At 69.5% G+C, this 11,950-nt stretch carries 10 protein-coding genes; 4 read left to right on the top strand and 6 right to left on the bottom strand.

Annotation, left to right across the window (positions count from 1 at the left end):
* Nucleotides 1-18 precede the first annotated feature (18 nt).
* A complete protein-coding gene (locus tag FLW16_RS11935) occupies nucleotides 19-651 on the top strand; it encodes a hypothetical protein (protein WP_142560059.1) in 633 nt (210 codons plus the stop codon).
* A 146-nt stretch (nucleotides 652-797) separates the two neighbouring features.
* Here the strand turns inward: FLW16_RS11935 and FLW16_RS11930 are convergent, their stop codons facing one another.
* Nucleotides 798-1,700 (bottom strand): VOC family protein, encoded by a 903-nt coding sequence (locus FLW16_RS11930; protein ID WP_142560058.1) that lies wholly within the window; start codon nucleotides 1,698-1,700, stop codon nucleotides 798-800.
* A gap of 383 nt (nucleotides 1,701-2,083) precedes the next feature.
* Here FLW16_RS11930 and FLW16_RS11925 point away from each other — a divergent pair, with 383 nt between their 5' ends.
* From FLW16_RS11925 to FLW16_RS11915, 3 genes are all read left to right on the top strand, one after another.
* Nucleotides 2,084-3,901, top strand: coding sequence for a tetratricopeptide repeat protein (locus FLW16_RS11925; protein WP_142560057.1), 1,818 nt, complete (start codon nucleotides 2,084-2,086; stop codon nucleotides 3,899-3,901).
* 126 nt (nucleotides 3,902-4,027) lie between these two features.
* Nucleotides 4,028-4,720, top strand: a complete 693-nt coding sequence (locus FLW16_RS11920) for a HEAT repeat domain-containing protein (RefSeq protein ID WP_260615181.1) — start codon at nucleotides 4,028-4,030, stop codon at nucleotides 4,718-4,720.
* A 6-nt stretch (nucleotides 4,721-4,726) separates the two neighbouring features.
* Nucleotides 4,727-5,731 (top strand): HEAT repeat domain-containing protein, encoded by a 1,005-nt coding sequence (locus FLW16_RS11915; protein ID WP_142560056.1) that lies wholly within the window; start codon nucleotides 4,727-4,729, stop codon nucleotides 5,729-5,731.
* 28 nt (nucleotides 5,732-5,759) lie between these two features.
* Here FLW16_RS11915 and FLW16_RS11910 read toward each other — a convergent pair whose 3' ends face one another.
* From FLW16_RS11910 to FLW16_RS11890, 5 genes are all read right to left on the bottom strand, one after another.
* Nucleotides 5,760-6,353 (bottom strand): hypothetical protein, encoded by a 594-nt coding sequence (locus FLW16_RS11910; protein WP_142560055.1) that lies wholly within the window; start codon nucleotides 6,351-6,353, stop codon nucleotides 5,760-5,762.
* Between the two features lie 35 nt (nucleotides 6,354-6,388).
* Complete coding sequence (locus tag FLW16_RS11905; protein ID WP_142560054.1) at nucleotides 6,389-7,690, bottom strand: MFS transporter; 1,302 nt, start codon at nucleotides 7,688-7,690, stop codon at nucleotides 6,389-6,391.
* Nucleotides 7,687-8,250 (bottom strand): helix-turn-helix domain-containing protein, encoded by a 564-nt coding sequence (locus FLW16_RS11900; RefSeq protein WP_221891029.1) that lies wholly within the window; start codon nucleotides 8,248-8,250, stop codon nucleotides 7,687-7,689. The genes FLW16_RS11905 and FLW16_RS11900 overlap by 4 nt, the downstream gene beginning before the upstream one ends.
* Nucleotides 8,251-8,443: 193 nt before the next feature.
* Nucleotides 8,444-9,850 (bottom strand): Re/Si-specific NAD(P)(+) transhydrogenase subunit beta, encoded by a 1,407-nt coding sequence (gene pntB / locus FLW16_RS11895; protein WP_142560053.1) that lies wholly within the window; start codon nucleotides 9,848-9,850, stop codon nucleotides 8,444-8,446.
* 2 nt (nucleotides 9,851-9,852) lie between these two features.
* Nucleotides 9,853-11,406 (bottom strand): Re/Si-specific NAD(P)(+) transhydrogenase subunit alpha, encoded by a 1,554-nt coding sequence (locus FLW16_RS11890; RefSeq protein WP_142560052.1) that lies wholly within the window; start codon nucleotides 11,404-11,406, stop codon nucleotides 9,853-9,855.
* Nucleotides 11,407-11,950 lie beyond the last annotated feature (544 nt).

Genomic DNA, 11,950 nt, shown 5'->3' with positions numbered 1-11,950 from the left:
CGAACCATGGAGGAGACCATGCCCGTGAACGTGAGGCGCCTCGCCGGATGGGCGCTCATCGTCGGCACGATCGTCGCGGGGGCGGGTTACCTCGCCGCCAACCTGCTCGCGCCGGGCAGCGGCGACGAGGTGTTCCGATACCAGAACTGGCCGCTGTTCGAGGGGATCGCGCTTGTCGGGGACGTCGTCATCGCGCTGGGGCTGCCGGTGATCCTGACCTTCGCCGGGCGTGCGCCGAAGCTGCACATCGTCGGCTACGCCGGCGTATTCGCCGCGCTGGTGATGCTCAATGTCGGAGAGGGCACCACTGAGGCGTTCGTCAAGCCGTATCTGGTCGGCCACGGCGGCATCCCCGCACAGGAACCGCCGGGTTTCGCGGTCTTCGAGGGTGTCGCGCTCCTCGCGCTGGTCGTCGGCTCGATCTGCCTCGGCATCGCGGTGCTGAGGGCGCGGACGCTGCCGTGGTGGATCGGGGTCGCGTTGATCGTCTCGTGCCTCCTCGGCGCCCTCGGGCTGCCCGGGGCCTGGTTCCTGGTGCCCGACGGCGTCTTCTTCGCGGCGCTGTTCGCCATCGGCGTCTTCGCCCTGCGCGGGAGGCCGGACCATATCCCCGCGACGGTCGGGCAGGCGGCCGCCGGCACCCGGGGATGACCTTTTCGCCCCGCCCTACCGGCTTCTCCTGGCCGCACCGCGAAGGAACCGGTACGTGCGGCATGAGGTCCTGACGCCGTGGACCCTCGCCACCTGAGCCGGCACTTCGCGGTACGGCTGTCCGGGCCTGAACAAGGGATACGGGCTCAGTCGTAGTTGGAGATCTCGATGAGGTTGTGGTCCGGGTCGCGGATGTACAGGCTGGTGATCGGGCCGAGCGCGCCCGTCCGGGGCACCGGACCCTCTTCGATGGGTACGCCCGCGGCGGTCAGATGAGCGGCCACCTGATCGAGGGGGGAGTGGGTGATCAGGCAGAGGTCGGCGCTGCCCGGCACGGGGCGGAGGGCGTGTGGCCGGATCTCGTGCCCGGCCTGGTGCAGGTTGATCTTGCTGGAGCCGAAGGCGAGCGCGTGGCGGCCACCGCCGAAGGTCACCGGCTCCATTCCGAGGGCGTCCCGATAGAAATCGATCGTCCGGGAGATGTCGGCCACGGTCAGGACCAGGTGATCGAGGCTCGCAATGCGGACGGCGAAGGTCTCCTTGACGGCCTCCCAGGCGACCGGTGGCAGGAGCACCCGGTTACGGGCGAAGAACGCGTGAAGCGCGGCCCCGTGTTTCGCGCGGATGTCCGCGTTGTGGCGGGCGACGTCGATCTCGTTCGCGGCCGTGATCAGGATGAACGCTCGGAGTTCGGCGACGGAGGGGTCAACCGGCCGGCCCGTGAAGCGGTCGACGAAGCGCAGGGCGGGATAGGTGGCCGCGCGGTCGCAGGATGCGTAGAGATACACCAGCGCCTCGGCCGGGACCCCGATCACCTCGGCCAGCGCGGTGCGATCGGCGAGGTCGAGGAGCCGGTGGCCGAAGCCGTCCGTGCCGTAGGTCGCGTGACACAGACCGGCGAGCTGCACCTCTTCAGGCGCGTCCCAGTCCTTGAGCTGGGCAGCGACGCGGTGCAGGTGCTCCAGGAGCGTGCCGCCGGGGTGGGGGATCTCGGCGGCGCCCTTGGAGGCGAGGAATGCTGTCGAATCCGTGAAGGTATCCGCTGTCATGTTCGCCTTGTATACACCGGCGGGTGAGACCGGCGCGGACAGGGGCGTGTGCGGGCTGGGGGCCGTTCTCGCGCGGAGCCGGCGCCGCGCCGCATCCGCCCGCATCTCGAAATGAGCGCTGCGGACGGCCGGGCCGCCGCCGCTCGACCGCTATGAGCGCCCTACAGCCTCACCGGCCCGCCTGGAGGAGAACATGGCGGCCGCCGATCTGATCCTTTCAGACGACGACCTCGCCGCCTTGGGCAAGCTCGCCTGATCAGGCCCCTCTGCCGGACGAAGCGGGCCGCAGCCGGTACCGGGTTGGATCAGTGCGGCGTACAGTCCGAGGCGGTCCACGATTTCCGGGAACGCCCGACAGCGACGACGCTCACTGGAGGCGTGTGATGACGCCCGCTCGCCCGGCCGTTCACCGCGGCGCTCGTTATGCCGCCGCGCGCAGACCTACGACCAGCACGCAGAATGCTTCCCTGCAATGGCAGATTCTGTTCCTGGTCGTCGCGGGAGCCTTCGCCGTGCACGCCAACGGCCTCGGCAACGGATTCATCTATTTCGATGACCCCGAGGGCGTGGTGGACGACGTCTCCATCCGGGAGTTCAGCGGGACCAACATCGGCCACTGGTTCACCACGCCGCTGCAGTTCATGTATACGCCGCTGGTGTACGTGTCGTACGCGATCGACTATCTGTTCGGCCATGGCGCGATCGGCATGTACCACTTCACGAACCTGACACTGCACCTGGCCAATGTGGTGTTGGTGTTCCTGTTGTTCCGCCGGCTCACCGAGCGCGCTTTCCTGGCCTGCTTCGTCGCGGTGGCGTTCGCGATCCACCCCGTGAACGTCGACACGGTCGCCTGGATCTCCGCCCGCAGCAACCTGCTGGCCACACTCCTCTCATTGGCCGCGCTCCTGGTCTACCTGCGTTACACCAGGTCACAGCGGTGGCAGCCGTTGGCCTGGTCCGTGGTCCTGTTCGGGCTGGCCGCGCTTTCCAAGTCGACCGCCGTCGCGCTTCCCCTGGTGTTGTTCCTCGTGGATCACCTTCAGGGCCGCAGGCCGAGCCGGCGTTTGTTCCTGGAGAAGATCCCGTTTCTCGTCATCGCCGCGGTCACGGTTCTCGTCGCGCTGAACGTACGGCAGGACGTGGTCCCGCAGGGCGGGTACACCGTTGTCGACCGGATCCTCCTGACCTGCTCGGCGTTGGTGAACCACCTGGTGCAGTCGGTCTCCCCGTTTCACCTGTCCCTCGCCTACGAGTACCCCCACACGCCGTTCCCCTGGTACTTCTACCTTTTCCCGTTGGTGCTCGCAGCCGGGGCCGCCGCTTTGTGGCTGGTGAGGCCGGCTCGCAGAATCATCGTTTTCGGACTCGGGTTCTTCGCGGTCACCATCGCGCCGACCCAGGCCGTGCTTCTCATCGACGGCTACCACGCGAACAGATATGCGTACCTGCCGTATCTCGGCCTCTTCCTCATCGCCGGACATTTCGCGGACAGAGCGCTCCGGCACCGCGATCGAAGGCTGCGTGCCGGCGTGATCGGGGCGACGGCGGTGCTCGTGGTCCTCTTCGCCGCGCTGACCATCATCAGGAACACGGCCTGGCAGAACACGGAAACCATCATGAGCGACGCCATCGCCAAAGAGCCCGGCGTTGCGTTCACGTACAACAGCCGGGGCATCGCCAGATTCCGCGACGGAAACTACACCGGCGCCACATCGGATTTCGAGCGCACCGTCGAACTCGACCCGGACTTCGTCCTCGCGCACCACTACCTCGGCATGATCAAGTACCACGACCGCGACTACACCGGGGCGCTCGGCGAGCTCGATTATGAGGTGTCGCGGCTTCCGACCTTCGCGGCCGCCTACAGCGAGCGCGGTAAGGTCAAAATCGCTCTGCGCGATTACTCGGGCGCGTACGCGGACCTTTCCACGGCCATCGCCTATGATCCGCAGCTGGCGGAGGCCTACTACTCCCGGGGAGCGGCCGGGATCGGGCTGGGTAACCCGCGCGGGGCGATATCCGATCTGAACGCGGCGATCGGGCTGATCCCGCAGTACGCCGACGCCTATTACCAGCGTGGAGTGGCCGAATCCCGGCTGGGCGACACCGGTGCCGCCTGCGCCGACTGGAACACGGCCGTGTCCCTCGGCAACCCCGATGCGAACAAATCCCTGGCCGACAACCGCTGCGCCGGTTGACCGGATCGCCTCGGCGCGACACCACGTGGCGCCGACTGCCGGCGGAGCGCGGGAACGAGCGGTAGGCGCCTCGATCGCCGAGCCCGCGCCTCCGCTTGACCTTGACACAGTGAGAAGGTCTTCACTGTGGCCGAGGAGGAGGTGGTTCCGATGACCACGCCGCAAGACGACACGAACACGTCGCGAGCTCTTCAAGCGCTGGAGAGCGGCAGCTCGTCGGTGCGGCTGCAGGCGGTGCTGGCGGTCGGCACGAGCCCCGACCCGCGGTTCATCGACAAGCTCATCGAACGATGCGCGGTCGAGCCCGATTTCTACGTGCGCGACATGCTCACGTGGGCGCTCACCCGTCACTCGTCGTCGATGACGGTTCCCAAGCTCATCGAGGAGCTTCGCTCGGAGCGTTCGCAGGCGCGAAGCCAGGCGCTGCACACGCTGTCCAAGATCGGGGATCGGCGGGCGTGGCCGGCGATCACGCGGGCGCTGCTGACCGACGCCGACGACGAGGTGGCGCGGAGCGCCTGGCGAGCAGCGGTCGTACTCGTGCCCGAAGGTGCAGAATCCGAATTGGCCGGGGTGTTGGCGACACAGCTCGGACGCGGCGAGCGTGAGACGCAGTTGAGCCTCAGCCGGGCGCTGATCGCGCTGGGTAAGGTGATCATGCCGCCCCTGGGCGCCGCGATGACGAGTCGCGACCCTCGCGTGCGTCAGCACGCGATCGCCACGGAACGGCTGTCGCACGACCCGGATGCCGGATTCGAGTTCGCGATCGAGGAGGCGAAGCGCGTCGCGGTCCTCGGCACGACCGGCCAGGAGGGGTGACAGGCGGTGTTGATCGGTGATGTGGCACGACGCTCCGGGGTCAGCGCCCGGATGCTCAGGCATTACGAATCGCTCGGCCTGGTGCGGCCGACGGGTCGCACCGAGGCCGGCTACCGGGAGTACTCCAGCGAGGACATCCGGCGGATCTTCCATATCGAGAGCCTGCGGTCATTGGGGCTGTCGCTGCGTGAAGTCGGGCGTGCGCTGGATGATCCCGGCTTCACGCCGTCGGAACTCGTCGACGACCTCGTCCGCCGGACGCGAGAACGCATTGCGGCCGAGACGGAACTGCTCACACGACTGGGCCGGATCGGTGCCGCGGAACCCGCCGACTGGGAGGACGTCCTTCGGATCGTGGCACTCCTCCAGGCCCTGGGGTCGGAGAGCGCAGGCAAGCGCCAGCGCGCGGCCCTGTCCTCGGTCGAAGAGGGTCCGGTGCCGGTGGAAGCTCTGGTCGAGGCGGCGCTGAGCGAGACGGACCCGAACGCCGCCGGGGCCATTCGATGGGCTCTGGCGCGATCGGGCGACAGCGGACTGCCGCTGCTGGCGGAGGGCCTCGGCTCACCGGCGGCCGAGGTGCGCAAACGTGCCGTCCAGTCCATCGCCGAGATTCCGGACGGTGCGGCCACCGCACTGCTGCAGCACGCCCTCACGGACTCCGACGCCGTGGTTCGCAGGTGTGCGGCGCTGGCGCTCGGGGCACGTGGAGTGGCCGACGCGGTCCCGACGCTCATCGACATGATCGTCGAGGGGGCGAACGACGTCGATGCGGCCGATGTGCTGAGCGCGCTGGCGAGCGATCCCGCGTTGACGGATCAGATCGCTGCCAGGCTCGTCGGCTGCCTCGCCCGGGGCGGCATCGAACCGTCCGCACGTCGGCGGCTGACACAGGCGCTCGCGGATATCCCGGGGATCACGGCGTCGCGTGCCCTCGCAGATCTGTCGAACGACGAAGATCGTGCCGTCGCGCTTACCGCGACGTACATTCTCAGGCTGCGTAACGCCCAATAGCGCCTGGCCAGGGCACGCCTGCCCGGCCCTACCGATTGACTGTGCCAGCCCGGCGATGCAGGGCGACTCCCAGCCGGTCGTCGGAGTCGAAGTGCACGTCGGTGGCGTCCTCCAGCCACAGGGTCAGCTCGGGTGGATCTCCCGTCTGCAGGCCGGCGTCGTAGCGGCGCGGGGCGACCAGGACGAGGCACGCGGTCAGTCGTGTGCCGACACGTTCGATCAGCAGGGTGTGGACCTGGGCGGCGGCCAAGTCATAGTCGGTCGCGAGTTCGAGCGTGGCCTCGGCCGTCAGCGGCATGAACAGGGGAGTCACGTGCCCTCGCCAGTCCCTGGTGTACAGAGGCTTCGCCACCGGTGGCGGCAGAAACCGCTCCAGTGAGTGCCCCGCGGCCGCGGCCTGCTCGATCATCCAGCTTCGCCGCTCCGATCCGAGATGGGCCATCCACGTGAGGGCAGCGCGGGCACGCCGCTCACGCCCGACGGAGGTGAGGGCGGTCGCGGCATGGAACAGAGGGAAGGTGTTGTTGTCCCACACGTCCGCGACCTCGTAGATCGTTTTCCGGTCGTACGTCCGGGCGTCCGCCGACGCCTCCGCGATCTGTACGAGCGACCTGTCCAGCAACTAGCCCAGGGCGCTCAGCGCCGTCCCACTTCTGATCATCTGGACGAGATATCACGATCGACGAAGGACCGGTGCGGCATCGCCGGCACGACGTGGGGGTGCGGGAAGTCGCGCAGGGGGCGGAACGGGCCGAGCAGCAGGATGGCGACCGAGAGGAGCTGGACGACGGCCATCAGCATCAGGGTCTCGCGTACGCCGATCGCCTCGCCCAGCAGGCCGCCGAGCAGCCCGCCGAGGGGGATCGCGCCGTAGTTCAGGGCCGAGGCGCTCGCGGTGATCCGTCCGAACAGTTCGGCCGGGCAGTAGTGCTGGCGGAAGGTGCTCGTCAGGATGTTCGAGGCCACGATGCCCAGGCCGGTGCCGAAGCCGGCGGCGGTGAAGAGCACCAGTCCCAGGCCACCGCTGCCGATCGGCCCGAGCAGAGCCATCGGCGCGGCGAGCGCCTCGCACAGCAGGAATCCCCGTGCCGTTCCGAAGCGTGTGGCCGTCCGGCCGGACAGCGCGGCGCCGAACAGGCCGCCCGAGCTCGCCACCGCCAGCACGACACCCACCTGTCCTGCCCCGGCGCCGAGGTCGCGGGTGAGGAACACGACCTGGATCGACGAGTAACCCATCAAGGCGATGTTGGACATCGCGCCGAAGGCGGTGAGCGTGCGCAGGTAGGGGTCGCGGACGACGAACCGCAGCCCGTCGCGGATCTCAGCGCGCAGCCGCCGTTTGGCGGCACTCTCCCGGTGGGTCTCGCGCGTGCCCACGGCACGCAGGCACAGCACGGCGATCGCGAAGCTGACCGCGTCGGCCAGCACGCCGCTGACCGCGCCGAACCATTGCGCGAGCAGCCCTGCCAGCCCGGGGCCGGCGATCTGTGCGGCCGATTCGCTGCCCTGGAGCCTGGCGTTGGCTTCCAGCAGCCGCTCGCTCTCGACCAGAACGGGCAGGTAGGCCCGGTAGGCGAGGGTGAAGAACACCTTCGCCGCACCGCCCGTCGTGGCCGCCACGAGCAGGTGCGTCGTCGTCAGCGCGCCGAGCCATGCCACGATCGGCACGCTCGCGAACACCGCCAGGGACACGCTGTTGCAGACCAGCATCACCGGCCGTTTCGGCATCCGGTCCACCCACGCGCCCGCGGGCAGCCCGACCAGCAGCCACGGCAGCCAGGCGGCCGCGGTCAGCAGCCCGACGGTGAGCGGGCTCGCCTGCAGCGTCATCACGGCGACCAGCGGAAGCGCCACGCCGCCGACGGAACTGCCGAGCGTGCTCGTCGTCTCGCCGATCCACAACAACCGGAAGTCGCGAGTCCCCAGCAGTCCACCGCGTACGACCGGCGTCGTGGTCACGGCCGGCCCGGCACGGCGCGGACGGTGAGGAAGACGAGCTCGCGTTCCTCTCCGTCGTCGGGAACCTCCCGGTCGGCCAGCGAGGCGAACAGGGCGAAGATCTTCTCTTCCAGCTCGGCGAGCTCGGCGACCGACAGCCTCGCCCAGTGGTCGGTGGTGAACGCCGCTCGCCGCCACGGCTCCGGGTAGCCGTCGCGCTCGGCGAACCACTGCCGTACGAGCGAGGTCTGCCGGTCGAGGACGAGCGATTCCGCCGCCGCGGCCACGGGGTCGTCGGGGAAGTCCGACGCCGACCAGCTGAGGACGTCCGGTGACCTGCGCCACCAGCGTTCCCGGCGGTCACGCGCGAGCTCCGGCACCTCCTCCACGAGTTCGCTCCCGGCGAGGACCTTCAGGTGATGGCTGATGTTGCCGACGGCCTGCCCGGTCCTGTCGGCGAGCACCGACGCCGTCGAGGGCCCGTCCACCCGCAGGATGTCGAGCAGCCGCCGGCGCAGCGGGTGGGACATCGCGGCGAGCACCTTCGAGTCGCGTACCTCACGCGTTGGACGATCATTCACTCGTTCACCCTAGGTATACAAGAAGTGTTGTGCAACAGCTCTTGTAGGTCTGGGCGCCTTTTGCCGACCGGCTGGCCGACGCGATCGACAACTCGGCTTCGGACTGACGAAGATCGAGCACGGGTGACCGCGGCCGGGAGGCGTCGTCCTCCCGGCCCGGGTCGGCGGGTTCGGCGGCGGGCCGGTCACACCGTCAGAGCGCGGAGACGATCTCCTCCACGCGTTGCCTGGCGTCGCCGAAGAGCATCCTGCTGTTGTGCCGGAAGAACAGGGGGTTCTGCACCCCGGCGTACCCCGTGGCCATCGACCGTTTGAAGACGACCACGTTCTCGGCCTCCCACACCCGCAGGACGGGCATCCCGGCGATGGGGCTGTCCGGGTCCTCGACGGCCCCCGGATTGACGGTGTCGTTGGCGCCGATCACGAGGACCACCGACGTGGTGGCGAAATCGTCGTTGATCTCGTCCATTTCGAGGACGATGTCGTACGGCACCTTGGCCTCGGCGAGCAGGACGTTCATGTGGCCGGGCAGGCGGCCGGCGACCGGGTGGATGCCGAAGCGCACCTCGACCCCGCGTTCCCGCAGCCTGCGGGTGAGGTCGGCGACCGGATACTGCGCCTGCGCGACCGCCATGCCGTACCCGGGGGTGATGACGACGGACTTGGCCTCCTTGAGCAGGTCGGCGGTCTCGGCGGCGGTGATCTCCTTGTGCTCGCCGTAGTCGTGGTCGCCGGCGGGGCCCGCCTCGATGCCGAAACCCCCGGCGATCACGGATATGAACGACCTGTTCATCGCCTGGCACATCACGTACGACAGGTAGGCGCCGGACGAGCCGACCAGGGCGCCGGTGACGATCAGCAGGTTGTTGTCGAGCAGGAACCCGGACGCCGCGGCCGCCCACCCCGAGTAGCTGTTCAGCATCGAGACGACGACGGGCATGTCCCCGCCGCCGATGGAGGCGACCAGGTGCCAGCCGAGCAGCAGCGCCACGGCGGTCAGCGCGACGAGCAGCCCGAGATTCGGGGAGATCACGAACAGCACGGTCAGGACCGCGAACGCCGCGAGCGCGCCCAGGTTCAGGAGGTTCTTGCCCGGCAGCATCATCGGGCGGGAGTCGATCCGGGCCGACAGCTTGAGGAACGCGACGACCGACCCGGTGAACGTGAGCGCCCCGATGAACACGCCGATGGACACCTCGGCGTGGTGGACGCCCAGCAGCGAGCCGGGGACCTCCGCCTGCGCCCCGCCGCCGTTCTCGACTTCCAGGAAGCCGTTCCAGCCGACCATGACGGCGGCGAGGCCGACGAAGCTGTGCAGGATGGCGATGAGTTCCGGCATGGCGGTCATCTCGACGATCCGGGCTCGCCAGAGCCCGACGGCGGCGCCGATCGCCATCGCGGCCAGGAGCAGGACCACCGCGAGGGTCTCGCCGCCGTCCGCGGCGAGGACGACCGTCGCGGCGAGCGCGATGACCATGCCGGAGATGCCCAGTGCGACGCCGGAGCGCGCGGTCTCGTGCCTGGACAGGCCGGCGAGGCTGAGGATGAACAGAAGGGCGGCGACGATGTAGGCGGCCTGTGCGGCCGTGGCGAGGGTCACGGTCAGCTCCTCGTGAACATGCCGAGCATGCGCCGGGTCACGGCGAAGCCGCCGACGATGTTGATGCTCGCCAGCAGGATGGCGACGAACGACAGGACGGCGACGACCGTGTCGCCCTGGCCGATCTGGAGCAGCGCGCCGACCACGATGATCCCGGAGATGGCGTTGGTGATCGACATCAGCGGCGTGTGCAGCGCGTGGTGGACGTTGCCGATGACGTAGTAGCCGATCACGATCGACAGGACGAAGACGGTGACGTGCTCGATCAGCGCGTTCGGTGAGAAGGCGGTCAGGAGGAACAGCGCGGCGGCGACGGCGGCGGTGACCAGATGGCGTCGCCGTCCGGGCGGCGACGGCGGTCTCCCGGCGGGAGCCGCCGTTCCCGACACCTGGGCCGAGGGGGTGACGGGGGCCGCGCTCACCGGCACGGGCGGTGGCGGCCAGGTCTTCTCGCCGTCGCGGACGACGGTCATCGCGCGCTGCACGACGTCGTCGAAGTCCAGCACGAGCCGGCCGTCCTCGCCGGGGGTGAGCAGCTTCATCAGGTTGACGACGTTGGTGCCGTAGAGCTGCGAGGCCTGCGCGGGCAGCCGCCCCGCGAGGTCGGTGTAGCCGATGATGGTCACGCCGTTCTCGGTGACGACCGCCTCCCCGGGGCGGGTGCCCTCGACGTTCCCGCCCTGCGCGGCGGCCATGTCGACGACGACGCTGCCCGGGCGCATGCGCGCCACGTGCTCGGCCGTGAGCAGCCGGGGAGCGGGACGTCCGGGAATCAGGGCGGTGGTGATGACGATGTCCACGTCGGCCGCCTGCTCGGCGTACATGTCGGTGGCGCGGCGGTCGTAGTCCCGCGAGGTCTCCCGGGCGTACCCGTCCGTGCTCGCCTCCTGGGCGACCCCGACGTCGAGGAACTCCGCGCCCAGCGAGCGCACCTGCTCGGCGACCTCGGGACGGGGGTCGGTCGCCCGTACGACCGCGCCCAGGCTGGTCGCCGTGGCGATGGCCGCCAGCCCCGCCACGCCCGCGCCCGCCACCAGGACCTTGGCCGGGGGGACCTTCCCCGCCGCGGTCACCTGGCCGGTGAAGAGCCGCCCGAACGCGTGCGCCGCCTCGATGACGGCGCGGTAGCCGGCGATGTTCGCCATCGAGCTCAGCACGTCGAGCGACTGCGCACGGGACACGCGCGGCACGGCGTCCATCGCGAGCACGGTGATCGGCCGTCGCGCGAGCGCGTCCACCAGGTCGGCGTCGGCCGCCGGGCCGATCAGGGAGACGAGCGTGGCTCCCTCGCGCAACGCCGCGATCTCGTCCGCCGACGGCGCGTTCACCTTCAGTACGACGTCGGCGTCCCACGTCTCCTCGCGGCCGGCGATCCGCACCCCGGTTCTGGCGTACGCGTCGTCCGTGAAGCCCGACCGTCTGCCGGCGCCCGATTCGACGATCACCTCGTAGCCGAGCGAGACCAACTGCGGGACGGTGGCCGGGGTGGCCGCCACGCGTGTCTCGCCCGGCGCCGATTCGGCGACCACGCCCAGGCGTTGTGCTGACTGACTCATCACGATCCTTTCTGTCGGGCGGGTCGGGTTGGCCGACCCTGCGGTCGCCGCCGTCCTCCGCTCACTTGTGGGTCGCGGTGGTAGGGAACGGCGGCATGCCACGCGTCGCCGTACGGGCGGCGGTGAAAGGGATGGATGCGATTTGATGTGAATATCGGGGAGATTGTCCCGACTTCCCTGCGTGCGGATCAAGGCATACCTGCCGGTGGTCGTCCACACGGCATGAGTCCTGGGATCGTCCAGTTCACCGGCCGCTCGGTTCCCCGGGCGCTGCAACTTTCATCCGGGGCGCCGGCCGCCCCGGCCCGTCACAGCGGAAATACGAGGTCATCGGTGGCTCGCGCAGGCGGCGCCGGAGTCGCCCTGGCGCGGGACCTGGTGCGGTTGACATCATTGGCGATCATGGGCGCGGCCGCCGCTCGCCGCGTACGGCCCAGGGGAGCAGCAGTGGTCCGGGGGATGGACCCCGCTTCGAGGCGGAAGGACATCGTGCTCTGAAGCGGTAGGACACCGCGCGGCGAGGACCGGCAGGTGCGAGAGGAGA

The sequence above is a fragment of the Microbispora sp. KK1-11 genome, from assembly GCF_006874435.1.
GTDB lineage: Bacteria > Actinomycetota > Actinomycetes > Streptosporangiales > Streptosporangiaceae > Microbispora > Microbispora catharanthi.
The sequence above is the reverse complement of the archived record's forward strand: the minus strand, read 5'-3'. Positions and strand labels throughout refer to the sequence as shown.